The following is a 24,793-nucleotide window of genomic DNA, read 5'->3' as shown; positions in this document are numbered from 1 at the left end:
TTACCCTCCCTTCACTGAAGCAGATTTTCCGAAAACAGAAGACAGGAGGCTCGAGAGTTCGGCCCGCCACATATCAATCCCGACAGCCAGCAAAATGATCAGGCCCAGCACGATGTTTTGAACCGACGAAGGTGCAGCATTTAGATTGAGTCCGTTTTGCACGATCACGATTGTCATCGCGCCCATGAACGTCGCCAAAATATTACCCCGACCGCCTGCAAGGCTGGCGCCCCCTACAACCGCCGCAGCAATGGCTTGCAGCTCAAGAGTCTGACCGTAATTTGGAGACCCGGAATTTAACCGGGCAGACATCAAAACCGCACCGACAGCAGTCATAAACCCGGCAATGGCAAAGGTGATCGCTTGCACTTTTCGTACGTTGATACCCGTCAAAACCGCGGCGGCGGGATTGCCCCCAACTGCATAAATCTCGCGTCCTAGCTTGGTGAAATTCATCGTGAACGCGGCCAAGCCATAAAAGGTTAGAAGATAGAAGAACGGCAAAGGGATACCTGCCAGTTTCCCGTAAAAGATCGGTTCCAGACCGGGGTCCAACGAGAAAATCGGAGAGCCGTTGTTGAACGTCAGCGCAAGGCCGCGAAACGCGATCAGCGCCGCAAGCGTTGTGATGAAGGACGGGATCCGACCGTAAGCCGTAATGAGCCCCAAACCCAGCCCCAACAAAGCGCCCACGACAAGGATCAGTGGCAAAGCGAATATCAAGGGAAGTCCCATGAACTTGAGCATCTGAGCCAGTATCATAGTCAAAAGCGCGACCATCGAGCCCGAGCTCAGATCAATACCGGCAGCAAAAATCACAACCGTCGCCCCAATGGCTATCAGTGCAACGATGCTCACCTGTAGGAACAAGTTGGATAGGTTGCCCGGATTCAAAAACCTGTCAGTTGTCATAGCAACGATCAAAGTCACGATGACCATGGCCGCAAACGGGCCGATCAGTTGCGCATCAAAAATTCGTTTCATGAGGCCAGTTGCTCCTTCGATACGTGTTCAATGTTGTCAGCCGAAGCGCGCACAAGGTCGTCATGTGACAACTCTTTCGCAGCAACGATCTTTTTGATGGCTCCATGTTGAACAACGGCGACACGGTCGCTCATCGCGAGTAACTCGTCGTGGTCGGAACTAATCAGAATGATTGACTTGCCCGCGCGTGTAAGCGTGTTCATCAACTTGTAGACCGCGATCTTGGCACCGATATCGATGCCCTGCGTCGGTTCATCCAAGATCAAAACCTGCGCGTCCGCGAACAACCACCGAGCGATGACTATTTTTTGTTGGTTGCCGCCTGATAAAAAGTTAACGGTCTTGGCTTCTGCCTGCGCCGAGATTTCAAGCTCGTCAATCAGGCGCTCTGTGCCGTCTGCTTCTGTCAAAAGGTCAAGGATGCCCAATTTGGAGATTTCGGCGAGCGATGCCGCCGTGATATTTCCGCTGGCCCTGAAATTGAAGAATAGCCCGTCGGTTTTTCGGTTCTCCGGAACCAGAGCCATCCCCGCCTTGATGGCGTCCATCTCATTGCGAAATTTTACCGGTGAGCCACCCAGCTCCACCGATCCTTCAGTCAATGTGTCAACTCCGAACAAGGCACGTGCAATTTCGGTTCGACCACTGCCCAGAACTCCGCCAAGCCCAAGGACTTCGCCCTTTCTCAGATCGAAAGTCGCGTCACTGACCCCGGCTTTTGTCCTCAAGCCCGAGGCCCGCAGAACCACATCGTCGGTGGCATTGTTCTCTTTGGGATAATGCTCGCCGACATCCCCGCCAACCATCGCACTTACGATTTCGCTGACATTGATTTCGGTCTCACCTGCCGCACTGACAACCCGGCCCCCCCGCAAAATTGTGACTTCATCCACAATCCGTTCCACCTCATCCAAGCGGTGTGAGACATAAAGGATTGCGGTCCCGCGACGGCGCATATTCCGCAAAAGCTGGTGCAATTGTTCGATTTCTTCTTCACCCAACGCGGCCGTTGGCTCGTCCAGAATGATCATGCTGGCGTCCATCGCGACCGCCTTTGCGATCTCAACAAGCTGTTGCTCTCCAACAGACAGATCGCCAGTGATTGCTTCGGGATGGATGTTGACGTCCATCTCTTTTAGAACACGTGCAGACTCTGAATTGACTTTGCGCCAATCAATTGCGCCCAGTCGCGAACGCGGCATGTTTCCAAGGAAGATGTTCTCTCCCACAGACAAGGTCGGCACGATGGAAAATTCCTGAAATACTGTGGCGATGCCAAGATCTCGCGCGGCAAGCGGATCAGATATTTGCACCGCTTTTCCATTGTAAAGGATGCGTCCACTGTCAGGTTGCTGAACACCTGAAAGCGTCTTGATCATTGTTGATTTACCGCAGCCGTTTTCACCCAACAGACCGTGGATAGACCCCTTCATCAGCTTGATACAAACTTTGTCGTTCGCGAGAACGCCAGGGTATGCCTTGCTTATGTCGGCAAATTCCCAAAGAGGAGTGGTATCGCTCGTCATGGTCATCTCTCGAGTTAAAAATTGAAAGGAACACTGTGTGCGCCCCCCGGCGGCACCATTGCGCACCGCCGAGGAACAGGAGGAGGCTCAGTATTCTTTGGATGGCAACGGGAAGAGCTTTTCAGGCTCTTGAAGCACCGCAATCGCACCGTTTTTGTCTTCGATAGACGTGGGCGTCTCGATCCAACCACCGGGATACGTACCCTCAAGCGCGTCCAGTGTGGCGTGCATTGCCGCCTGCCCCATAAGGTAGGGTGACGTGTTGACCGTTGCCGTCACATTTCCGGCCGCGATTTCTTCCAGACCAGAGGTGTCGCCGTCATTGCCAAGCAGTGCAATATCAGAGCGACCCAGCGCTTTGGCCGCGAATGACGCGCCAATGATCATGTAGTCGTTTGCCGCGAAGATAACGTCCAAATCCGGATGCGACTGAAGAATATCCATACCAGCGGTATTGCCACCTTCAACGTTCCAGCCACCGGGGATGGAAACCACAACCTCGAAATCTTCGTTGCCCTCGATACCATCCAAGAAACCGCCAACACGCTCTGTTGAGTGATACCCCGGTTGGCCTTCGATGATCCCGACTTTCACTGGCTCACCGCCATAGGTCTCGATCGCCCAATCGGCTATCTTGTGTGTGCCATTTCGTTGTGAATATCCGACAACGCCGTGAATTGGTGTCGGGAAGTTCGGGATGTCAGAATTGATCATCAAGACAGCAATACCTTGGTCAACAGCCTTCTTGATCAGCGGCGCTGCCGCAAATTCATCATGCGTTCCAAAGATGATGGCGTCGACATCTTGTGTCAGGACATCTTGGATCATACCCATTTGACCATTAATGTCGGCACCACTCTGCGGTGCGAGCATAAAGACCTCGGCCCCTTGCTCTGCCGCGATTGCTTTGATGCCTTCGCCAACCGCAATATAGTAATTGAACTCTGTCGCCGGGGGCATGTAAGCGATGCGAAACGTCTCGTTTTTCGGAGTGATCGCATCGATTGCAGCCTGCGCGCCGTCCATCATCGGCACAGGTGCAGGATAGTCCTCAGCGGCTGCTGCGTTCGCGCACAGTGAAACCGTTACGGCTATTGTTGTCGCCTTGAGATAATTGATCATTTATTCCTCCCTGATCATCGTCTTCAGCCACAGAACAGACTGTCCTGAAGCCCTTTGAAGCCGGGTTTGACTGCGAACAGCCCCCCTGAATGTGGTTCGCGCGCCAGCGCGACTTCGTCGCTCATCAATCGCGACGAGGTGATGTACAAAGTATCGAGTTCTGGTCCGCCAAAGGCACAACACGTCGGTTTCCAGACAGGCACGTCGATCACAGTATCGATCTGCCCTTCGGGGTTGATACGCACGACACGCCTCCCCTCCCATTCCGCATTCCAGACACCGCCTTCTGCGTCGACGCAGGACCCGTCCGGCAATCCGGGTTCATCCAGAAAGGACGCCAAAACGCGTCGGTTTGACAATTCAGCGCCATAGTCGAAGGCGAGAATTTCGCGATCAGGTGTATCGGCGAAAAACATGGTGGTACCATCCGGGCCAAAGCAGGTTGAATTGGCGCAAGACACGCCCTCTAACAACGTTTCTACGTTCAGCTTTTCGTCGATCCGGATCACAGATGAGTTCGCCTTCCTGGACTTTTCGTTCATGCCGCCAACGACAAAACGCCCCAACCGATCGGTACGCCCGTCATTTGTGCGCGTTTCCGGGTTGTCAGGTTCAAAATCGCAGATTTTCTCTTCGCGTCCGGTTTCCAAGTCGAACAGGGAAATCCGGTCAGCAAAGGCAACGATCAGACCACCTGACTTGCGCGGGGCGAAACAACAGACACGGTCCCGCATTTCATAGGTATGTTCTTGCAATGTGGCCGGATCAAAGGACCACACAGTGCGCCCTTCGATATCTGTCCACCAAACCAAGCCATCCGCGGCATTCCAAAAAATGCCCTCTCCGTGCTGGTTTTTGCAATCAAGTATGAGTTTTGCGCTGATCAACTTGCCCTCCCTAGTAAGAATCTACTGGTGTCTGATATACCAGCTTGCGGGACTTGGTATATCAGATATTATAATCTGACAACAAAAAAATGGACCGACCATGACACTCACGCGCCCAAAATCACTCAGAGAGCTCGCACTGGAACATTTGCGGGGACGGATCGTCGGTGGCGAACTAAAGATGGGCCAAGTTCTCTCGGAACGCGGCATCTCGGATGAACTCGGGGTATCCAAATCACCCGTCCGCGAGGCCCTCGCGCAGTTACGAGACGAAGGTCTTGTCACGATTGAGCCCCAAAAAGGCGCACGTGTTTTTACGTTGACGGAACACGAGGTGAACCAGATCTGTGACTTCCGTCAAACCATCGAAACAGCCGCGTTCGAATTGGCACTCAAGCGCAATCAAAAGGCCCTTTCAAGCGACATGATCCGGATCGTCAAAGATATGAGTGCGGCACGAAAATCTGGCGATGAGGCCAAATACCTTGAACTCGACACGGCCTTTCACCAAGCCATTTTCAAAAATTGTGAGAACGATTATCTTTCTGCCAGCTATGACCGGTACGTTGGAAAAATTGCGGCGCTTCGCACTCACTTGTCTGCACTCCCCCAACACACCCAATTGTCTTTCGAAGAACATATTGGTCTCGCAGAAGCGGTTCAGAAAAGTGATTTGGCAGAAATCCGACGCTTGCTTTCTGAGCACATCGACAGAACTCGCCAGACTTATGCATCGTCCATCAAAGAGTCCTGAAATGACGTCATAACGGGATGAGCACGCCTTAAAAACCCGACTGACAACTGGACAATATCGCGATGTGTCACCGATCCTGATCACATCACTTCGCGCCATGTCGCTGTCTTAATTGAATTTAATTTTCGTTGACATCTGAAATATCAGACGCCACCCTTAAGGCGGGAGGATATTTTTGGTGGATTCACGACAATTAAAAGATTCAAACGCAGTGCGTTCGAAAAGCCTGCTTTCACTGCATGGCGTTCAAAAGAGCTTCGGCTCCAACGCTGTTCTGAAAGACATCGACTTCGCTCTCAATCAGGGCGAAATACATGCACTTGTAGGTGAAAATGGCGCTGGTAAATCGACTTGCCTCAGCCTTCTTTACGGGCTTCACACGCCCTCTTCCGGTGACATTAGACGAGACGGAGAAACCGTCCGCATTCTTGGCCCTTCTCATGCCCAAGACCTCGGGATCAGTTGTGTCTTTCAAGAACTCAGCCTCGCCGGTTCCCTCTCCATTGCCGAAAACATTTTTGCCGGGCGCGCTCCTTCACGGTTTGGCGTTGTCGACTGGAAGGCGCTGAGGCGTCGGGCCGAAGCGCTCCTGGCGGAATTCGATCTCGCACTCGATGTGACAGCACCGGTCGATAGTCTGCCGATCAGCACACGCCAGATCGTTGAAATCGCCAAAGCGCTGTCGCTTGATTCAAAGGTTCTGCTTCTTGACGAGCCAACCTCGGCACTCACTCCGGACGAGGTTGAAGCCCTCTTTAAAGTTTTAAGAAAACTGACCGCTCGCGGTATCGGAATTGTCTATGTCAGCCATCATATGTCTGAAATCTTTGCAATTGCGGATCGGATTTCTGTGTTGCGCGACGGTCATATGATCAGCTGCAACGCGACACAAGATACCAGTCAAACACAGGTTGTCGCTGAGATGATCGGAAGCGCGCATCCAGGTGACGTTGAACGGTCAATCGACAAGCTGGGCGATGTCGTTTTGGCCGTGAACAACCTTTCGCAGGATGGACATTTTTCCGATATCAGTTTTCAGGTTCGAAAGGGCGAAATACTTGGCCTTGCTGGACTTTTGGGATCACGCCGCAGCGAAATTGTGCGTTGCATTGCCGGTTTGACGCAGTCCGATACCGGAAGCGTCACGTTGAATGGCCAGAAGATTGCCTTCGCCTCCCTAAGAGCTGCAATGCGCGCCGGGGTTGGTTTTGTTCCCGAGGAACGCAAAACCGAAGGCCTGTTTCTGGATGATCCGTTAAGCGCGAACCTTGTGTCATCCAGCATGGAGAAACACACGTCTTTCGGTCTCTTGAACGCCAAATCGATCAGGGCAGCCAGCGACAGCGCAATTGCCAGTTTTAGCGTCAAGACGCGCGGTCCAGAAGAAAAAATTGGCGCATTATCAGGTGGCAATCAGCAAAAAATCATGTTGGCCAAATGGCTGGAGCGGTCTCCGGACCTTCTCATAATCGAAGAGCCGACCAAGGGTGTCGATGTTGGGGCAAAATTCCAAATTCACACCGAATTGATGCGCCGCGCTGCGGCAGGAATGGCGATACTTGTTGTCTCTTCGGATTTCCCCGAACTTGTTTCGCTGGCGACGAATATTCTCGTCATTCACGAAGGACGCATATCCGGTTCTGTAGCAGCCAGAGACGCAACGGACGATTTGCTGCTGCAAATGGCAGCGGGACTGCCATCACCCACTTTTGATCAAACACAATCTAACGCGGAGCTTTGACGTGGACGCAGCACTTAGTACAGAAACCACTAATGCAAAAACTGGCCTGAAGCGGGTCTTTAAAGCATTTGTTGACGTTCGCGAATTGACGCTGATTGTGTTGATCGTCGCAATAATAATAACCATGTCTTGGCTCAGTCCTTATTTCTTTTCGGCTGCCAATTTTCGAGCGGTTGCCGTGGGCATGACCCCCAACGCGATCATTGTCATCGGGATGGCAATTTTGTTGGCCTCCGGCGGATTTGACCTATCTGTTGGCTCGGTCATGGCGCTGTCCTCTACTGTCGTCGCGATGCTTTTGCTGGATGGCATGTCCATCCCGATGGCAACAGTTTGTGGCATCCTGCTTGGCGCAGTGGCTGGATTTTCAAACGGGATTCTCGTGACAGCCCTCGGGATCAATCCATTGATCGCAACTCTTGGGACAATGTCGATTACCCGAGGCATCGCCTTGGTGTTAACCGAAGGATTTTCATTATCGAGCTTACCTGCCGACTTTGCCTGGATCGGCAAGGCCTCGCTCGGTGGCTTTCCAATGCTCGTCTTACTGACACTTTTTCTGGTCGTCATCTTCGACCTAGCCGTACGTCACACGCGGTTCTTTCGTCAGGTTTATTTCATCGGCGCAAACGAAAAAGCGGCGATGCTCTCGGGTATCCATGTCAATCGGGTGCGGATTATCGCCTATGTTCTGACAGGAATGTTGGCGGCTTTGGCCGGTGTCTTGCTTGCCTCTCGCCTCATGAGCGGAACGCCAACAGCAGGCAATGGTATCGAACTGCAGGTGCTCGCTGCTGCGGTCATTGGCGGGGCTTCGCTTCGAGGTGGCGAAGGGACAATTCTGGGCGCGTTTCTGGGGGTCGTCTTTGTGGCTCTCATTAACAACTCAATGACCATGCTCGCCGTTTCGATCTACTGGCAGATGATCGTGATCGGCGGAGTGCTGGTCAGTGCTGTCGCGCTCGACATGCTGATACGCGGCAAAAAGGGCTGATGAAATTTCACGCAGGTCTCAACAAACACTTCATACCCAAAGGGAGAAAACTATGACTGAAATAGATACCAAACGGCGTTCATTGCTAACGGCAGGTACTGCCGCAGGCTTGGCAACAGCTTTCGGTTTGCCAATGCTGTCGAGCCAAGCAATGGCCCAAGCCGCGGGCAAGGAATACGTCTTTTTATCAATCGTCACACAGGTGCCATTTTGGGTCGATTATCGCAATGCGATGAAAGACCTAGAAGATATTATGGGTATCAAAGCGACCTTCACTGGTCCGCTGGACTTCGATACCGCAGCTCAGGCACGCCAGCTTGACGAATTGATTGCACGCCGGCCAGCGGGTATTTTGATCTTCCCCGGTGACCCTGCCACATTGGCTCCCGGCATCGAACGTGCTGTTGAAGCCGGTATTCCAATCACCTGCTGCATCGGCGATGTCCCTGAAAGCCCGCGTTCGACATTCCTTGGGATTAACGGCGTACAAGCTGGCCGGGTTGGCGGCGAAATGCTGGCGCAAGCCATCGGCGGCAAAGGCAAAGTGATCCTTGGAACATTCCCTGCGCCATCAACACTTGAACGGGTCGAAGGCTACAAACAAGTGTTTGCCGAGAAATACCCAGAGATCGAAGTCGTCGATGTCGTCAATGACAAAGCAGATCCATCTTATGCGCCAACCGCCTATCTCCAAGCGATTCAAGCGCACCCCGACATTGTCGGGATCGGAGGCACCGATGGTGACAGCGGCAAAGGTGCTGCAATTGCCGTGACCGAAGCAGGGCGTAAGGGCGACATCAAGATTGTCGCGATGGACCGCAACGACGACATGTTGCCCTACATTGAAGACGGAACGATTTCTGGCGCAGTGGCGCAGAAATCCTATCTGGAGATCTTTCTCGCATTTCACATGATGCATTGGCAAAACACCGACGCGCTCAAGGTGCTGCCTGATTGGAAAGCCGCAGGCATCAATCCGCTGCCCGAACGGGTTGAAACTGGCGTGATGGCGATTACAGCCGAAAATGTTGCCCAGTTTAAACACGCCTAACCACAATCGGCACCGCAAACCTCGCGGTGCCGAACCTCTTACGATCCGGGTGCCTTGATGTCAGATGTTTGGAAGCAGGAAACTTTGAAGTCTGGTGATCTCGAATTGATCATCCTACCGGGCATCGGTGGGCGTCTTTGGGATGTCGTGTTTCAAGGACGATCGCTCTTGTTTCACAACAGTGACCTCAAGAATTTCATTCCCGACATCACAAATCTTCGTGGTTTTCCCACACGGTCTCCTCAGTTCGGGTTCCCGTTATGGGGCGGTGAAAAAACCTGGATTGCGCCTCACACCAAGTGGCCTGACGGCGCGCCTTATGCTGCACTGGATTCAGGGCCTTATGAAATTGCCGGAGGCAGCAAGGCGCATATCACACTTCAAAGCGTCGTTTGCCGCCAATCCAAGCTACAGATCACACGCGAACTACGCATCATTGACGGCGCAACCTGGTCGATCCAACACACCGTAACCAATCACGGCCGACATGATAGGGATGTCGGCATTTGGTCAGTGATGATGCTCAATCACAAAGCCCGTATTGGTGTCACCTCGCAAGATTTGACGCCAACCAAGGTTTTTGGTGATCCAGACGGCTTTTTGTCGACGCACAACGCGGGCATCGTTTGTGATTGCAATGAGCGCGGCGAATTCAAGGTCGGCATTGAAAACCGCAGCGCCCATACCCTCATCCGGCTGGATCATGATGACAAACCGGTCTGGATGAGCTGCGACACGCCCCCCCCAACACCGGCGGACAGGTTTGCACATATCCATCCTCTGGAAGTCTTCAATTCAGGTGACTACTCCTATTGCGAGGCGGAATGGCATGCCCCTCTTCAAACCTTGTCGCCGGGCGCAAAAACCGAGTTCGGTCAGCGCTTTGCAGTGTGGACCGATCCCACAACTCAAGACCTAAACAATTCAAAACTGGAGCTTATGAAATGCATGTCTTGATCACAGGCGCTGGCGGCCATCTAGGTCGTATGCTCTTTGACTATCTTGAGGCAGACGCGCAATTTACGGTTAGTGGGTTGGATATGCGTCCGGTCGATCACCCGAATATCCACGTTGCCAACTTAGCAACATCCGAGGAATGGACCAATCATTTGGACGGTGTAGATGTCATCGTTCATCTCGCCGGGGACAGAGAACCGACGGCCAGCTGGGCCTCAAGCGTCAAGAACAACATGGACGCGACCCTGACCCTATACCACCACGCCGCCAACAAAGGGGTGTCACGGGTTGTTCTGGCAAGTTCAAATTGGATTCACGGTGACAAGCGCTTTGGCGATGACCTATTGAGTCGCGCCACCCCGCCCGGTCCGGTTAATGCCTATGGCATGTCAAAGCTCTTTTGTGAACGCACCGGGGCTTATTTCGCTGAATGCCACGGCTTGTCCGTGATTTGCTTGCGCATCGGATGGACACAATGGACCCATGACAATCAACCGGGGCTCCATATGGCAATGGGGCGATGGGGTCAGGAAATGTGGCTCAGCGATCGCGATTTCCTTGATGGCGTCAAATCCGCGATCAAAGCCAAGGATGTGAATTTCGCCGCCCTCAATCTGATGTCGAACAATCCTGGGATGCGATGGGACATGCAAGAGACAAGCGATACGATCGGATTTGCGCCTCAGGACGGAAGTGAAGCAACTGTAAACCTTAAGCTAAAAGTTCAAGCGCAACTTAAGAAGCTCATTGTCTTCTCCCTACCGCGCTGGTTCGAAAGACGTTTTCCAAGTTGGTAGCTTGGATGGCGGCAGACATCTATGGTCTTGCGGACAAGCACTGGCGCGAACGGCAAGTCCCATAAACGCGGCTGTTCTCGTAAAAAACGCACCAAAACGGGACCGCTTCAGCGAACGGGTCCGATAAGAACTCAGAAACATACGAAAAGCAGTGTATTTTCGGCTGACGTGTATTGGCCCTGTCACGAAACAGTCTGACACGAAACAGTCTGACAAGGCCAATGACGAAACCTGTTTACTCTCCGCGCACCGCCCAAGTTTGATAGGCCAATAGGTCTTGGTCACATGTTTCCAGTGTCAGATTCTTGATCTGGTTCTGGTCGCTGCGGCCAAAACGACTGTCTTGTGCAAGGGTCAGGCACATATCGGGTGCAGCCGATGGTGTGATCACGCCTTCGCCGGAAAAGGCAAAGGACTGGGCTGCGCTGGTGTTGCAAGCCGCAAGATCGACCGCGGTGCCTGCCTCAAGCATGGCCACTTCGGCGCAAACATCGAATTCGGGCATATAGAGCGTACCGTCGGAAAACTTCGCGGTGTCAAAAATCTGATCGACGCCAAGTTCACCCAGCGGGCTGTAGCAGGTATGTCCTTGTAGGCCCGACTCTGGATTGGCATCGCGCCCTTTGGCACCGCCGATATCAAGACAGTACCCGTTTTGGATATTGTCCAGTTTATCGACCAGATAGATTTCTACTGGATCGGCCTGTGCAGCAGTGGTGCAAGCGACAGCCGCAACAATGGCCCATATGAGAGGGTATTTCATCTGTGTTTCCTTAACTAAAACTGAAGTTGGTCAGCGCCAATTAGCGCACGCAGCGCACCAAATTGTCGGACCGGTTGTAGTCACAAGCGTTGACAGAACAGGTTGTGTCTTGGGTCATATCCTGACCGACGACCGTCTTGATCGAAGATCGTTGGGCCCCTGCCCCGTGCCAATCGGTGAATTCGGTTTGATCCCCCGCTTTGCTCAACGCCTTTCCGAATGCAATGACATTGGCGTAGTTTTTCCAGTCACCAAAGGTTGTGCTGGTCCAAAAATCCAGCGTCTCGGAGTCTGAGGTAATCGAGAACACCTTGCTGTCAATTGCGGGGAAGCCAGTCCGCCGGTAGTCCACGATGCTTTGTAGCTCTTTCGAGTTGGGCAGATACCAGTCGTTATGTCCGCCAAGTTCTAGCGCCTCGCAATAGGCCAGTGCACCGGCCCATTCACGTCGAATGCCATCATCAGATTGCTGCCACATCCGCCCGGTGGCCGCGTCGGACACCGTCCCGTCGCCATTGTCGGAAAAAGCGTTCACGCCATAGACCCCTGTTTCACCGCTGACGCAGCGCACATAGTTCCCAGGTGCTTTGCCATCTTCGGGACCATTGGCCAGGCCGCTGCTGGCGGCTTGTGCCCCGGTGTAAAAATCCAGCCCAGTGCCATATGATTTGATATGCCCATCAGCAAAATTGAAGCCGAACGCGCCTTGGTTAAGGCCGTTCATCACTGGCCCTTTTATATAGAGTGTGCTGCTCCAATACTGACCGGCAAAGATCATCGGTCCATCCGGGTACTCGAAATCAAAGACGGTCGTATCAATATAGGGTCGCGGTTCGCCCTCTTCGGGTTTAAGCAATTCACCGCGGAAATCGGCCAGCGAGTAGAGCTCTTTGATGGAAGGAACACGCCAGTCACGCCCCGCTAGATTCAGTGCACTGCAATAGCTCAGGCCATCGGCGTATTGCATGCGATCGTCTTGGGGTGTTTTTTGCCAAAGCAGACCAGTGTTTCTATCAAGAACCGTACCATCACCATTGTTGGAATAGGATGCGGCCAGCCGAGGATGTTGAGCGTTTTGCCCATAGAGGTCATCTCCCTCAGCCGGGCACGAGATCTTGCTCCCGGTCTGGTCGAAACATGACTCTTGCATAGTATCGACCAGAATATAGGGCAGATCTTGCGCTGTCCCTTGCGTGGCAAGAAGGGCAAGGCAGGAAGCCGCCAGAGTTACGGTGGGATTGAAACGGGAGCGCACGGGAAGATCCTTTGTCGGTTTCTCTTTCCCAACCAGATAGCCCGACTTCAGATGGCCGTCGTCCGCGCCGCTAAGCTAAGACGTCCCGCCGACATATTGGAACGCCTGAGTAGGGTCGTCCTCATAGCTGATTTCGATACTGTGACGGCGTCATTCCGGTCGCCCGCTTGAAAGCAGTGTTGAAAGGCGACTTGGAGTTGAACCCGGACGCATAGGCCAGATCCAAAATCGTATCCTCGGACGTCTTGGGATTCATCATCGCTTGTTTGACCGCCTCAACCCGATATTCGTTTACGAAAACGTAAAAACTCTTGTTGTGGCGCGTGCTGATGACCTCGGTCAGGTGATGGCGGGACACAGCCATTTGTCTGGCCAGTTCTGAGATGGTGAGGTCTGCCGAGAGATAAGGCTGATCGGATTTCATAAAGCGATCAAGCTTGGTCTGGATCCTGTCAGCGCGATCTTTGGTTAGTCCGGACCGGCTGTAGCTGGCCTGAAGGTTGTCTGATGCGCCGTCACTGGATGGGGCGTCCGGTTCGGGCGGGTGTTTATTTGGATCGCCGGTGGGCTGTGGGTCAAAAACCTGCGTTTGCCGCAGGCCAAAGAAGCTCAGCACCAAAATGATGACCACCTGTGCAGGAAGGTGCACCTTCAAAACCTCGGGGAGCGACAAAAGCGACGCCACAAACAGCAAGAAAAACACAGCTGATATCGCGGCAGTTAACCATTGCAACCAGACCAGCGTCACTCTGTTCGGCAGGGCCGAAAAGTGCTGGGCGGCCGTCCTGCCATGCTGTTTCAAGCGAATGACCACGGCGAGAGCATAGGCCAGATAGACACATAAATTCACCGCACCGACAACCCGAGTGGCGATGTGGAACTCGGTGCCCTCGGGATTGGGCGGGGCCGGTCCCCAGCCGGTCACCAGTTGGATTATGCTAAGCCCGACAAATGGCAAGAAGTGTAACCAATCCCAGCGAGATAGCTGGTCAATCTCTCCGGTCAAAGCGCGCATGTAGAACCACAAGAAAGGACCGTAGGTGAGCGGATAGACCAAATCGGAACGCAATATCGGGATGTAAACATCGGGCCACAGCCGGATCGCGGCTCCCGAAATCATCGGCAGCACAAGGAAGATCATCCATACCGCAAGCAGCATGTCGCTGGCCACGCGCTTGGGTTTTGACAAGAGAAACACACAGGCAAACAGTGCTTGTACGATTCCGACGAAAAGAAGGATTTCCATTTCTTGGTTAATACGCCTCTTGTCACCATGCTTTACCTGTCACAAAGTAGCATCCCCCCCCCGTCATGTGCAATCCGTTGCCACCACTCAAGTGCTGTCGCGACAGCATTCGAAACCTACAACGACTGGTATCAATCCATTCCGGTATGACCCTTTGGGCCCCAATGCTGCCCGTCCAAACGGGCAGCAAAGATCGCCTTTTTTCAGCCAAGGTATTCAAGATCGGATCTGCTTTCGGCTGACTGACGGTTCACTGGATTAGCCCCAAGCAGATCAGCAAAGTGAAGCCCGGCAGAAATTTGCCCCCAGACACCGCCGCAAGACAGCTATGAACCCAAAGTGATCAGTTTCCCTGATGCAACGAAAAACGGCCACCGCAGGCCACATCCCATAGTGGCCCCCAGATTTCATTGGACTTGATAAAACTACATGTGATGGTCTTGGAAACATAAATTGGAAAGGTGATGCGATGATTGATGTGCGAGCCGTGGCCAAGATGGCTGCAGATTATACTGCAGCTTGGAACTCCAAATCAGCAGAGGCGGTAGCGTCTTTCTATGCAGAAGATGGCGAAATAATTATCAATAACGGCGACCCTTGGAGCGGGCGGTCGCGTGTACAGGATATGGCTGCAGGTTTTTTTGCGGATGTCCCGGATTTGACGCTTACCTGTGATGACGTGCGTTGTGCAGCAAATCACGTGATTTTCGTTTGGACATTCACTGGCCACGACGCAACCAGCGGAAACGCCCTGAACATTCGGGGCTGGGAAGAATGGGACATTGGTGACGACCTCAAAGTAAAGGCGTCACGCGGGTGGTTTGATGCCGAAGATTACGGACGGCAAGCTGAAGGCAAGTAGCAGCATTCAGGTCTTTGGGACGCATTTTGCGGTTGGGCATTGGTACACACACGCCGCAAAATGACCTAGTAAAAAGCTTGCACTCCGCGATGGCAGTTCAAATGCCGCAAGGCCCGGCCCAGCCGGGCATTTGGTCAACGTGAACGCCGAACCTAAGCGCCAAAACCTGGTTGGGGAAAGCTGCATCACCGCGTTAGATGATCAGGCCAATGAAACGTCAGGGCCGCAGCTCACACGGGCAATCCATACCGGTGATTCTTTCGAATATTACCTTTATAACTCAATAAATTAACGCAAATTCAAAGCCCCTCGGCGACTTGAATTATGCAGATCATCCAAACCGTCAGACGAACAGTGACAACGCCAACCAACCGGCGCAATCCGCTGCCAATTGGACGGCCCCCAATACATCACCGGTTTGACCACCCACCAAGCGTTTCGCTTGCCAAGCAAGCGCTGCTGAGGCCAAAGCCATTGCCGCTACAACCGCAAACAGGCTCCAGCCCAGTGGGAACGCAACAACCAACGCGGTTGCCAAGCCAATCCAAATGCGCCAGCCTCCACGCTTATGGGCTTTGAACCCCATTCCGTCACTGCGTGCTGGCGGCAGGAACTCTTGCACCGCCAGCATAAAAAACCGGCTGAGAGCGGCCAGCGCAACTAGCGGCCAGAACACCGAACCGGATGAAAATACCGCAAACATCGCCTGAGTTTTGAGGGCCAACGCCAACCCCAGCGCCAAAACTCCGTAACTGCCAATCCGGCTGTCACGCATAATTTCGAGACGGCGTGCAGGGGTGTGCCCCCCACCGAAGCCATCCGCAAGATCGGCCATTCCGTCTTCGTGCAGGCCGCCTGTTATCAGCACACATAGTGCAACAACCAGCAAGGCGGTGATCCCATAGTTAAAACCAATCGCTGCGCCAATGCAGGCTATCAGCCCCGCACAAATGCCAAGGCACAGCCCAACCAAAGGATAGGCCCAGCGGGCATCGGGTAAATCGGGAACAGGGTCACGCAGAGTGCCCATAGGCACCCGTGTCAGCAACATTCCCGCCAAACGCAATTCTGAAATTCGGCGGGAAATCAGGGTCATGCGCCGGAAACACCCGCTTCGGCAAAGGTGGCCATGCCGTTGTGACAAGCCAGCGCGCTGCGCAAGATTCCCAAAGCGACAGCCGCCCCGGACCCTTCGCCCAGACGCATATCGAAATCGAGAACCGGCTCCTTGGAAAGGCCAGCCAACAACTTTTGATGGCCCGGCTCGACGCTCCGATGCCCCACAAGGCAATGATCCAGCAGGCTGGGATCGACGGCAAACAACGGTGCAATGGACGCAGTGCAGATAAACCCGTCCAATATGACCGGAATACGCGCCGCGCGCGCCGCGATCACCGCACCGCAGATTGCGGCCTGTTCACGCCCACCCAAAACGGCCAATATATCAAGGCCTTGGAGGTCTTTGTGAAGGGACACGCCGCGCTCTACCGCCGATATTTTGCGTGTGACCCCCTCGTCATCCGATCCTGTGCCGCGCCCGACCCAATCACTGGCGTTGCCGCCAAAAACTGCGTTGGACAGCGCCGCTGCGATGGTCGAATTGCCGATCCCCATTTCGCCCAAAATCAAAACCTGTGCGCTGGTGTCCACGGCTGCCGCGCCGGTGTTGAACGCGGCCAATGTCTCATCCGGGCTCATCGCCGGACCGGTGGTGAAATCGGCGGTTGGTTGATCCAGATCCAATGCGATCACAGACAAATCCGCACCATTGGCACGGCAAAGCTGGTTGATCGCCGCGCCGCCGGATTTGAAATTGCCCACCATCTGCGCGGTGACCTCTTGCGGATAAGGGTTAACCCCTTGGGCGCAAATCCCGTGATTGCCCGCAAAGACCAAGGCCTGCGCGCGCTCGATCACCGGCTTTTCAGCACCTTGCCAGCCCGCCATAAAAATCGCCAATTCTTCAAGCCGTCCCAAGGCACCTGGCGGTTTGGTCAAACTGTCCTGACGGGCCCGTGCCGCATCAGAAGCGGCATTGTCCACCTGAGGCAGGTCTGCCACTAGTGCAAAGAGCGCATCCAGCGCAGTCAGTTCAAAGTTCGATGTCATTGGGTTTCACCTTTATCGGATAGCCAGCCACGGCGAGATATAGCGCGTCGCAAGCCTGCGCAATGATTTGATTGACGCGGCCTGCCTCATCGCGAAACCGGCGGGCCAATTCATTTTCCGGCACGATCCCCGCGCCGACCTCGTTGGTTACCAAAACAACCGGAGAAGACTGACAGGCAATTGCCAGTGCCAAATCTTTGGCCGCGCTTTCCACGTCTTGGTCGTGGTGCATCAGGTTCGATGTCCAAAGTGTCAGGCAATCCACCAACCTAGGGCCCTGCCCGTCTGATTGCCTTAGTGCCGCGACCAAATCCAAAGGTTCGGATATGGTTGACCACTGCGGCCCGCGCCGGTCTTGATGCGTCTTGATGCGTGCCTCCATTTCGGAATCAAAGGCTTGGGCGGTGGCGATATAAATCAGCCGGTCCCCCATTTTTTCGGTCAATCGCTCTGCGATGACGCTTTTTCCAGATCGGGCGCCGCCCGTGACCAGTATCGACTTGCTCATGGCGTCATGAAAAAGCAGAAACAAGCCGCAAACGAAAGAGGAATAACGACCGTGCAGACCAATGGAGCGACACAGCTGTATTTGATCCGCCATGCACCGGTTATTGCCGATGGTTTGGTCTATGGCCGCCGCGACTTGCCTGCCGATTGCGGCAATGCTGCGCGGTTCGCAAGCCTGCGCGCCTCACTTCCTGATATGGATTTGGTGCTATCCAGTCCGGCAAAGCGCTGTCTACAAACGGCCCAGATGGTTTGGCCAAAGGTCAAGCCGCGTGTCGAGGATGCACTGTGGGAGCAAAGTTTTGGCGATTGGGAGGGTATTCCCTTTGCCGATATCCCCGATCACGGCCAGTTGGACGGCGCTGAACTGGCGGCCTTCACCCCTCCAAATGGCGAAAGCTTTGATGATGTCTGCGCCAGAACCGCCGCGATTATGGGCACATTGCCCGCCGGACGGGTTGCGGTTGTTGCCCATGCCGGTGTGATACGTGCCGCGCTGTCGCAGGCTTTGGGCGGCGTGCCATCCGCGCTTCGCTTTGAAATTGCAAACCTGTCCCTCACCTCGATCCTGATTTTGCCCGAGCGTCAATATGTCGTGCGAGAGGTCAACAGATGTTGCTGAAGACCACCGTTAATGGCCATTTCGGAGAGTTGCTTCAAGGTTGTTTGGGGCCGTCGGGACCGGTGGCGCTGGTCACTCTGCCCTGTCCTGCATTGCAATTGACGGCGCTTGGCCACCCCGCGCGGCGGCTTGACCTCTATAGCCCGCAGCGGGTGTTGTCGCCGCAAGTGGCGCGGCGCTTTTTGACCCGATTGGGCCGACGCGACCCTCTGCGCATAGTCCTGAGAAGCGCCATGCCGCCCGGTGGCGGAGCGGGTGCGTCGACTGCTGCCCTCGTTGCTTTGGCACGGATTAGCGGCACACAATGTGATCCCCAAGATCTGGCCGAGGCCTGCCTTGATATTGAAGGGGCAACTGATCCTTTGATGTTTGCGCAGCCTGAACGCCTTCTTTGGGCATCTCGCCAAGCGCGGATCTTGGGTAACATGCCAGCCCTACCCAAGTTTGAAGTCTTGGGCGGGTTTTGGGGACCAATGACCCGAACGGCACCACAAGACCGGAATTTTTCGGATATCTCTGATCTGATCCCACAGTGGCGCAGCGCTGCTCTGGCCCAAGATTTAGCCAGCCTAAGCGCTCTGTGCAGCCAATCCGCGAACCGCAATTTATCGCTGCGCGGTCTTGCACAGGACCCGACACCAAGACTGTCTTCGACGCTCAATGCTTTGGGCTATGTTGTTGCCCACACCGGCGCGGCGCGCGGATTTATATTTGCCCGTGGCACCTGCCCGAAAGACGCAGCCAGACTTTTACGCAAAACCGGCTATGAACGTATCGTCCACTTCAACGCGGGTGGCGGAGTATGAGCTGGGCCATGGCTATGGTGATCGCCTTGGCAATCGATGCCGTGATAGGCTGGCCTGCACCGCTGTTTAAACGCATCGGACATCCTGTGACTTGGATCGGTTGGCTGATCGCGACGCAGGAAAAACAATGGAACCGAGGGTCCGGAAAGCGCCGGTTTGCCTTGGGTGCCCTAACCACCGCAGTGACCGTCGGTGCCAGTGTTCTGGTGGCCGCAGCGTTGGTTTTCGCCTTGCCTCAAAACTGGCTTGGCACTGTTGTTGTTGGCGTTCTCGCATGGCCCTTGGTGGCGGCCCGATCCATGTATACCCATGTCGCAGATGTCGCCCGCCCGCTCGTTCAAAATGATTTGCCAGCGGCGCGTTATGCCGTTTCAATGATTGTCGGCCGCGATCCGGCGCAGTTGGACGCTGCTGCCGTGACCCGCGCCAGTCTCGAAAGTCTGGCCGAAAACACCTCGGATGGGATCGTCGCGCCAATCTTTTGGGGCGCTTTGTTCGGATTGCCGGGCATTGCCGGATACAAAGCCATCAACACGCTGGATTCAATGATCGGCCACCGCAACGACCGCTATGAATACTTTGGCAAAGCAGCGGCGCGGCTAGACGATTTGGTGAACCTGCTGCCATCCCGGCTGACCGGCCTGCTGTTTGGCCTAACATCCTTGCATCCTGTGCGCGCCCTGCGCTGCGTGTTTCGAGACGCCCGTTTGCACCGGTCCCCCAACGCAGGTTGGCCCGAAGCGGCCTTGGCCGGAGCTTTGGGCATACGCCTGTCCGGCCCGCGCATCTACGACGATCAAGTCAGCAAGGAACCGTGGATAAATGAGGGCAGTCCCGACCCAAGCCCGCGCGACATATGGCGCGGTTTACGTCTGTATACGCATGCACTGCTTGCCTTGGCATTGGGTCTCGCTTTATGGGCGCTGGTGGGAGGAGCCTGACAATGCGCGACCACGGCGGAAATATTGATGGGGCCAAGGCTCTTTTTGGCGGTGCAGATGCCGATTGGATTGACCTGTCAACAGGCATCAATCGGGTGCCCTATAACATCCCTCAGCTGTCTGATACCGCGTGGCAATCCTTGCCAACCCGTGCAGCAATTGGCCGATTGACGGCTGCCGCCGCGCATGCCTATCGATGCACAGCTGGCATATTGCCCGTCGCAGGCGCGCAAGCCGCCATACAAATGATCCCCAGATTGGGCCGTCCCGGACAAGCGCGGGTCTTGGCACCAACCTACAATGAACATGCCGCATGTTTGCGCGCAGCCGGTTGGCGGGTCGAAGACGTGTCACAGGTCCAAGACCTGATCGGTGCGGACCTGGCCGTGGTGGTCAACCCCAACAATCCCGACGGGCGCGAAACCACGCCAACAGCCTTGATGGAGCTAAGCAGAAAAGTCGGGCAGTTGGTTGTCGATGAAAGCTTTGGTGATGCGCGACCCGATCTGAGCGTCGCCCCCGATATCGAAGAGGCGGAAAACCTGTTTGTTCTGCGGTCGTTTGGCAAGTTTTACGGCCTTGCCGGTTTGCGGCTCGGATTTGTTCTAAGCTGCATGAAGAATATCAATCAACTGACTGAAATGTCTGGCCCTTGGCCTGTTTCGGGACTCGCGATCGAGGTTGGGGAAAAGGCTCTTTTGGATAGCGATTGGGCCACCAAAACCATTGACCGCTTGCGGGGCGAGATAACCCATATGGATGCCATCGCAAGCGCTACAGATTGGGAGGTTCTTGGAGGAACGGAATTGTTCCGCCTCTATCGCACACCGGATGCAACATGTGCACAAGAACGGCTTGCCAAGTCACAAATCTGGAGCCGCATCTTTCCGTGGTCCCCGCACCTCATCCGGCTTGGATTGCCCGGAACCATGCACGAATGGACCCGATTGCAAGAGGCACTGCGATGAAATTTGACAGCACCCATCAGACGGCCCTGCATGAAATTTTGACTTGGCGGCGCGACACCCGTCACTTCCAAGACACTCCAGTCGCTGAACACGATCTGGCAGTTCTGCAAAATGCGATGGAAATGGCCCCTTCGGTGGGCAACTCCCGACCGTGGCGGGTTTTGCGTGTACAAACGCTTGCGCTCAAACAAGCTGTTCGCACAGAATTTGAACGCTGTAACAGCGAAGCCGCCATGGGGTACAGCGGACAAACCCTTGATTCCTACACAAAACTAAAGCTGGCCGGGTTGGACAAGGCCCCTGTGCAGCTTGCAATATTCACCGAAACCAATCCACCAGAAGGCCAAGGGCTTGGCCGTCAAACCATGCCGGAAACGCTGGCCCAATCAACCTCAATGGCGATTTTCAGCCTTTGGTTGGCGGCAAGAGCCCGAAATCTGGGCGTCGGTATGTTGTCTATCTTGGACCCTGTTCATATCGAAACCCTGTTTGAGGTGCCGAAAACGTGGAAATTTTGTGCCTATTTGTGCATCGGGCATCCATCATTTGAGGATGACACCCCGCTTTTACATCGGGCAGGTTGGCAAGAAAACACTGCCAACCCCTGGGAAAACCGCTAATGAGCGAGACCCAAAATACCTTCGATATCAAGGTGCTGTTCCATATGATCTGCCAAAGCATCCAATGTGGCCTCAACAGTGCTATCATAACCAAGCCCAGAAGACGGTGCCCCCAAACCCGCCAAAAAGGCTGCTCGGAATTCATCCGAAGAAAACAAACCGTGCAAATAGCTGCCCATGATTTTGCCGTCCGGTGAAACGGCCCCTTCGCGGATGCCGCCAATGGAGGCAAATGGGCGGGCTCTATCCGGTCCTTCGCTTTTTCCGATGTGGATTTCATACCCCTGCATCGACGTACCCGAGGCTTCATGTTCGGCTGTAACGCGGGTCAGTGTTTTGTCGTCTGTCATTTCGGTTTCGATGTTCAAAAGTCCCAAACCTTTGTCTGTTCCTGCTTTGCCTTCGATGCCATTTGGGTCGCGAATTTCCATGCCAAGCATCTGATAGCCACCGCAAATTCCCAGAACAGCCCCCCCGCGCCGAACATGGGCCGCCAGATCAATGTCCCATCCCTGCGCCCTGACAAACGCCAGATCTCCGCGCGTTGATTTACTGCCCGGAAGGATTACCAAATCGGTGTCGCCCGGAATGGCCTGACCGGCGGACAGCATGGTCAAATCCACCCCCGGTTCCTGTGCCAACGGGTCCAAGTCATCAAAATTCGCGATACGTGACAGCCGCAAACAAACCACCCGCAGTCCCTGCCCCTTGGACCGCTTTGGCAAATCCAGCGCGTCTTCGGCAGGCAGTTTATAGGCTGCGTCAAAGAATGGCAGAACGCCAAAACCCGGCCACTTGGATTGTTGTTCGATCAGAGTATATCCGTCATCAAACAGACTAGGATCACCGCGAAATTTGTTGATCAAAAAGCCCGAGATGCGTTCAATATCTTCGGGATCAAGTACCGCGCGCGTGCCAACAATCTGCGCAATTACACCGCCGCGATCGATGTCGCCCACTAAAACGACGGGAACATTGGCCGCCTCGGCAAACCCCATGTTGGCAATATCACCGTGGCGCAAATTCACTTCGGCGGGGCTTCCGGCCCCTTCGACCATCACCAAATCATAGGCCGCCTTGAGCCGGTCAAAACTCTCCAGAACGTGTGTCATCAGTTGCGGTTTTAGCTTGGAGTATTCTCTTGCTTTACAGGTTGTTAGACGTCGACCTTGCACCACAACCTGCGCGCCAACATCCGTTTCAGGTTTCAGCAACACCGGATTCATATCGGTGTGTGGCACCAAACCGCAAGCCATCGCCTGTAGGGCCTGCGCGCGGCCGATTTCACCGCCATCGGATGTGACCGCCGCATTGTTGGACATGTTTTGCGGTTTGAATGGTGCGACAGACAGGCCACGCTTTCGAGCCGCGCGGCACAGACCCGCCACCAACAAGGACTTGCCCACATTCGAGCCGGCCCCCTGAATCATCAAGGCTTTGCTCATTTCGGTAGAATTTTCGGATCGAGAAAGGCTTCGACGGCGGCCGATGCGATGACAATAACATTGCCGCTGTCCGGATTGGTGACATTCAACCCACCTTGAACCGCCTTTACCTTGGCCTGCCCCCGCGGCAGTTTCTTCGCCAGCTCTGCGCAATCCACTTTGTCCGGTTCTTGAACGCCAACAGTGACTTGGACAGCCATCTTTGTGTGATCCAAACCGAGCGTATCGAACATAGGAATTGAGGAATGCCGGATTGCATCTTCGATCGCGCGGGCTGCGGCCTTGGTATAATCTTGACCGTATTGATCGTTGCCCGACCCCATTTCAATAATGAATCTTTGCATTTAGGTCCCCATTTCAAAACTGACCGAGATAGCCGCATTGGCCATAACTGTTGGCAACCCGCCATCACCGCGCGGGATGTCCAAACCGCCCTTTACAACGTGCACAACCGGTTGGCCGTAAGGAAAAACCGCTTCGATTTGAGCGATGTCAACAGCGGCCGGATTTGCGACGCCAATTTCCACGTCGATCAGCATATCGCCTTTGGGGCGGCCGAACAGTTCGGCCAGATTAATTGAATTGTGCCAAAGCGCATTTGTCACCGCCCGCACCGCTGCCTGCGTATAGTCTTGGCGGCGCAAGGAAGATCCCATGCCAAATTCCGTCAGCAAACGCTTTTTAGCCATTAGAATTCCACCCCTTTTTGGCCCTTGATGCCAGACCGGAAAGGATGTTTCACCAAAGTCATTTCGGTGACCAGATCAGCCAGTTCAATCAGCTCTTCCTTGGCGTTGCGCCCGGTCAACACCACGTGGGTCATCTCGGGTTTTTCGTCGCGCAAAAAACTCACAACATCGTTGATATCCAAATAGTCATAGCGCAGCGCGATGTTGATTTCATCCAGCAGAACCATCTTGATCTCGGGATCGCGGATCAGCTCCTTGGCCTTTTCCCATCCTTTTTGCGCTGCGGCGATGTCGCGGGTTTTGTCTTGGGTCTCCCAAGTAAAGCCTTCGCCCATTGCGTAAAACTGGCACAATTCGCTAAAATTGGCTTCGATCAATGTACGCTCACCGGTTTGCCATGCCCCCTTGATGAATTGGACAACGGCGCAGGGCATTTCATGGGCAATACAGCGCAAGATCATGCCAAAACCGGACGAAGATTTTCCCTTGCCCGGGCCTGTATGCACGATCACCAGACCTTTTTCGCCTTCCTTGCTGGCCATGATTTTGTCGCGCGCGGCTTTCTTCTTGGCCATTTTCATCGCGTGGCGGTCAGTATCGGCACTCATCTGCGGCTCTCCTGCTTTGGGCTCAGGATCGGAGTTGAAACGCAGGCGCGCGCGGCTGTCAATGGGGGCAAGGCCGCTGATCCGGCGAACACCGCGCAACGAGATTGGCGCATTTTAATCTTGCCGGAAGCGGGACAAAACAGCCGTTAGCGTCAACAAATGCAGCCGATATATGCAACAGACGCCCATGTGCGGTGAGTTGGCTTGGCAGATGTCGTTTTCCAGCGCCAAATCGCCCCCCTTGTCGCTTGACAACCCTTGGCGCTCTGCCTCATGTGGCCCCTGTTGGTTCCTGTTTTAGGACAGGCGAAGAGGGAATGCGATAGATCGCCGTTTGATCAAAGCGCAGCCGCCCCCGCGACCGTGACCGGAGAGGTCGCCGCGCCACTGGCACAATGCCGGGAAGGTGGGTGAACCGCCGGGGCAAACGCCCCGATATCCGCAAGCCGGGAGACCTGCCAACGAAGTGAGTTGCAACGGGCGAACGGGGTGTTTCGCGTCCGGCTTTGAGAGCTTGGCTCTCATGCTGGCTATCCCCT

General features: G+C 54.6%; 26 protein-coding genes and 1 riboswitch. Of the genes, 12 read left to right on the top strand and 14 right to left on the bottom strand.

The window, feature by feature from the left end:
- The 4 genes from C8N36_RS07345 to C8N36_RS07330 form a co-directional block, all read right to left on the bottom strand.
- Positions 1–984, bottom strand: coding sequence for an ABC transporter permease (locus C8N36_RS07345; RefSeq protein ID WP_097803910.1), 984 nt, complete (start codon positions 982–984; stop codon positions 1–3).
- The gene (locus C8N36_RS07340) at positions 981–2,510 is read right to left on the bottom strand and encodes a sugar ABC transporter ATP-binding protein (RefSeq protein WP_097804140.1); all 1,530 of its coding nucleotides are present in this window, start codon (positions 2,508–2,510) and stop codon (positions 981–983) included. Before C8N36_RS07340 ends, C8N36_RS07345 begins: the two co-directional genes overlap by 4 nt.
- 87 nt (positions 2,511–2,597) lie before the next feature.
- Complete coding sequence (locus C8N36_RS07335) at positions 2,598–3,632, bottom strand: sugar ABC transporter substrate-binding protein (protein ID WP_097803911.1); 1,035 nt, start codon at positions 3,630–3,632, stop codon at positions 2,598–2,600.
- 23 nt (positions 3,633–3,655) lie between these two features.
- Positions 3,656–4,519 (bottom strand): SMP-30/gluconolactonase/LRE family protein, encoded by an 864-nt coding sequence (locus tag C8N36_RS07330; RefSeq protein ID WP_245910748.1) that lies wholly within the window; start codon positions 4,517–4,519, stop codon positions 3,656–3,658.
- 100 nt (positions 4,520–4,619) lie between these two features.
- Here C8N36_RS07330 and C8N36_RS07325 point away from each other — a divergent pair, with 100 nt between their 5' ends.
- From C8N36_RS07325 to C8N36_RS07300, 6 genes are all read left to right on the top strand, one after another.
- On the top strand, positions 4,620–5,273 hold the full coding sequence (locus C8N36_RS07325) for a GntR family transcriptional regulator (RefSeq protein ID WP_097803912.1): 654 nt from the start codon (positions 4,620–4,622) through the stop codon (positions 5,271–5,273).
- A 178-nt stretch (positions 5,274–5,451) separates the two neighbouring features.
- Entirely contained in the window at positions 5,452–7,014 is a 1,563-nt protein-coding gene (locus tag C8N36_RS07320; protein WP_097803913.1) for a sugar ABC transporter ATP-binding protein, read from the top strand.
- Position 7,015: 1 nt separating this feature from the next.
- On the top strand, positions 7,016–8,008 hold the full coding sequence (locus C8N36_RS07315) for an ABC transporter permease (RefSeq protein ID WP_097803914.1): 993 nt from the start codon (positions 7,016–7,018) through the stop codon (positions 8,006–8,008).
- Between the two features lie 52 nt (positions 8,009–8,060).
- A complete protein-coding gene (locus C8N36_RS07310; protein ID WP_097803915.1) occupies positions 8,061–9,059 on the top strand; it encodes a substrate-binding domain-containing protein in 999 nt (332 codons plus the stop codon).
- Between the two features lie 57 nt (positions 9,060–9,116).
- The gene (locus C8N36_RS07305) at positions 9,117–10,016 is read left to right on the top strand and encodes a hypothetical protein (RefSeq protein WP_097803916.1); all 900 of its coding nucleotides are present in this window, start codon (positions 9,117–9,119) and stop codon (positions 10,014–10,016) included.
- Positions 10,004–10,813, top strand: coding sequence for an NAD-dependent epimerase/dehydratase family protein (locus C8N36_RS07300; protein WP_097803917.1), 810 nt, complete (start codon positions 10,004–10,006; stop codon positions 10,811–10,813). Before C8N36_RS07305 ends, C8N36_RS07300 begins: the two co-directional genes overlap by 13 nt.
- A 235-nt stretch (positions 10,814–11,048) precedes the next feature.
- Here C8N36_RS07300 and C8N36_RS07295 read toward each other — a convergent pair whose 3' ends face one another.
- The 3 genes from C8N36_RS07295 to C8N36_RS07285 all read right to left on the bottom strand — a co-directional run bounded on the left by C8N36_RS07295 (position 11,049) and on the right by C8N36_RS07285 (position 14,077).
- Positions 11,049–11,576 (bottom strand): ricin-type beta-trefoil lectin domain protein, encoded by a 528-nt coding sequence (locus tag C8N36_RS07295; RefSeq protein WP_097803918.1) that lies wholly within the window; start codon positions 11,574–11,576, stop codon positions 11,049–11,051.
- A gap of 40 nt (positions 11,577–11,616) precedes the next feature.
- On the bottom strand, positions 11,617–12,831 hold the full coding sequence (locus C8N36_RS07290; protein WP_097803919.1) for an Lcl C-terminal domain-containing protein: 1,215 nt from the start codon (positions 12,829–12,831) through the stop codon (positions 11,617–11,619).
- A 121-nt stretch (positions 12,832–12,952) separates the two neighbouring features.
- Positions 12,953–14,077, bottom strand: a complete 1,125-nt coding sequence (locus C8N36_RS07285) for a helix-turn-helix domain-containing protein (protein WP_097803920.1) — start codon at positions 14,075–14,077, stop codon at positions 12,953–12,955.
- Between the two features lie 469 nt (positions 14,078–14,546).
- Here C8N36_RS07285 and C8N36_RS07280 point away from each other — a divergent pair, with 469 nt between their 5' ends.
- Positions 14,547–14,939, top strand: coding sequence for a nuclear transport factor 2 family protein (locus C8N36_RS07280; protein ID WP_097803921.1), 393 nt, complete (start codon positions 14,547–14,549; stop codon positions 14,937–14,939).
- Positions 14,940–15,282: 343 nt separating this feature from the next.
- On the opposite strand, the gene C8N36_RS07275 is transcribed toward C8N36_RS07280, so the two are convergent.
- Genes C8N36_RS07275 through cobU form a run of 3 tightly spaced genes read right to left on the bottom strand, consistent with a single transcriptional unit; the run spans position 15,283 to position 17,556 of the window.
- Complete coding sequence (locus C8N36_RS07275) at positions 15,283–16,035, bottom strand: adenosylcobinamide-GDP ribazoletransferase (protein WP_097803922.1); 753 nt, start codon at positions 16,033–16,035, stop codon at positions 15,283–15,285.
- Positions 16,032–17,048: a nicotinate-nucleotide--dimethylbenzimidazole phosphoribosyltransferase gene (gene cobT / locus C8N36_RS07270; protein WP_097803923.1), complete on the bottom strand. Its 1,017-nt coding sequence runs from the start codon at positions 17,046–17,048 to the stop codon at positions 16,032–16,034. The genes C8N36_RS07275 and cobT overlap by 4 nt, the downstream gene beginning before the upstream one ends.
- Positions 17,032–17,556, bottom strand: a complete 525-nt coding sequence (gene cobU, locus C8N36_RS07265) for a bifunctional adenosylcobinamide kinase/adenosylcobinamide-phosphate guanylyltransferase (RefSeq protein WP_097803924.1) — start codon at positions 17,554–17,556, stop codon at positions 17,032–17,034. Before cobU ends, cobT begins: the two co-directional genes overlap by 17 nt.
- A 51-nt stretch (positions 17,557–17,607) precedes the next feature.
- On the opposite strand from cobU, the gene C8N36_RS07260 reads away from it, so the two are divergent.
- The 5 genes from C8N36_RS07260 to bluB are packed head-to-tail and all read left to right on the top strand — an operon-like array spanning position 17,608 to position 21,512.
- Entirely contained in the window at positions 17,608–18,177 is a 570-nt protein-coding gene (locus tag C8N36_RS07260) for a histidine phosphatase family protein (RefSeq protein WP_245910747.1), read from the top strand.
- Entirely contained in the window at positions 18,168–18,983 is an 816-nt protein-coding gene (locus tag C8N36_RS07255; RefSeq protein WP_097803926.1) for a GHMP family kinase ATP-binding protein, read from the top strand. The genes C8N36_RS07260 and C8N36_RS07255 overlap by 10 nt, the downstream gene beginning before the upstream one ends.
- Entirely contained in the window at positions 18,980–19,924 is a 945-nt protein-coding gene (gene cbiB, locus C8N36_RS07250) for an adenosylcobinamide-phosphate synthase CbiB (protein WP_097803927.1), read from the top strand. Before C8N36_RS07255 ends, cbiB begins: the two co-directional genes overlap by 4 nt.
- A gap of 2 nt (positions 19,925–19,926) precedes the next feature.
- Entirely contained in the window at positions 19,927–20,892 is a 966-nt protein-coding gene (cobD, locus tag C8N36_RS07245) for a threonine-phosphate decarboxylase CobD (RefSeq protein WP_097803928.1), read from the top strand.
- The gene (gene bluB, locus C8N36_RS07240; RefSeq protein WP_097803929.1) at positions 20,889–21,512 is read left to right on the top strand and encodes a 5,6-dimethylbenzimidazole synthase; all 624 of its coding nucleotides are present in this window, start codon (positions 20,889–20,891) and stop codon (positions 21,510–21,512) included. The genes cobD and bluB overlap by 4 nt, the downstream gene beginning before the upstream one ends.
- Here the strand turns inward: bluB and C8N36_RS07235 are convergent.
- The 4 genes from C8N36_RS07235 to cobO are packed head-to-tail and all read right to left on the bottom strand — an operon-like array spanning position 21,509 to position 24,254.
- Positions 21,509–22,957, bottom strand: a complete 1,449-nt coding sequence (locus C8N36_RS07235) for a cobyric acid synthase (protein ID WP_097803930.1) — start codon at positions 22,955–22,957, stop codon at positions 21,509–21,511. The two genes, bluB and C8N36_RS07235, sit on opposite strands and share 4 nt — an antisense overlap.
- On the bottom strand, positions 22,954–23,301 hold the full coding sequence (locus C8N36_RS07230; RefSeq protein ID WP_097803931.1) for a Lin0512 family protein: 348 nt from the start codon (positions 23,299–23,301) through the stop codon (positions 22,954–22,956). Before C8N36_RS07230 ends, C8N36_RS07235 begins: the two co-directional genes overlap by 4 nt.
- Complete coding sequence (locus C8N36_RS07225; RefSeq protein ID WP_097803932.1) at positions 23,302–23,646, bottom strand: Lin0512 family protein; 345 nt, start codon at positions 23,644–23,646, stop codon at positions 23,302–23,304.
- A complete protein-coding gene (gene cobO, locus C8N36_RS07220) occupies positions 23,646–24,254 on the bottom strand; it encodes a cob(I)yrinic acid a,c-diamide adenosyltransferase (RefSeq protein ID WP_097804142.1) in 609 nt (202 codons plus the stop codon). Before cobO ends, C8N36_RS07225 begins: the two co-directional genes overlap by 1 nt.
- Positions 24,255–24,523: 269 nt before the next feature.
- Positions 24,524–24,731: riboswitch (cobalamin riboswitch) on the top strand.
- Positions 24,732–24,793 lie beyond the last annotated feature (62 nt).

Origin of the sequence: Pelagimonas varians (assembly GCF_003208435.1) — a bacterium.
In the GTDB taxonomy this organism is placed as follows: Bacteria; Pseudomonadota; Alphaproteobacteria; order Rhodobacterales; family Rhodobacteraceae; genus Pelagimonas; species Pelagimonas varians.
Note: the sequence above shows the minus strand (reverse complement) of the source record. Positions and strands in the feature narration are given on the sequence as shown.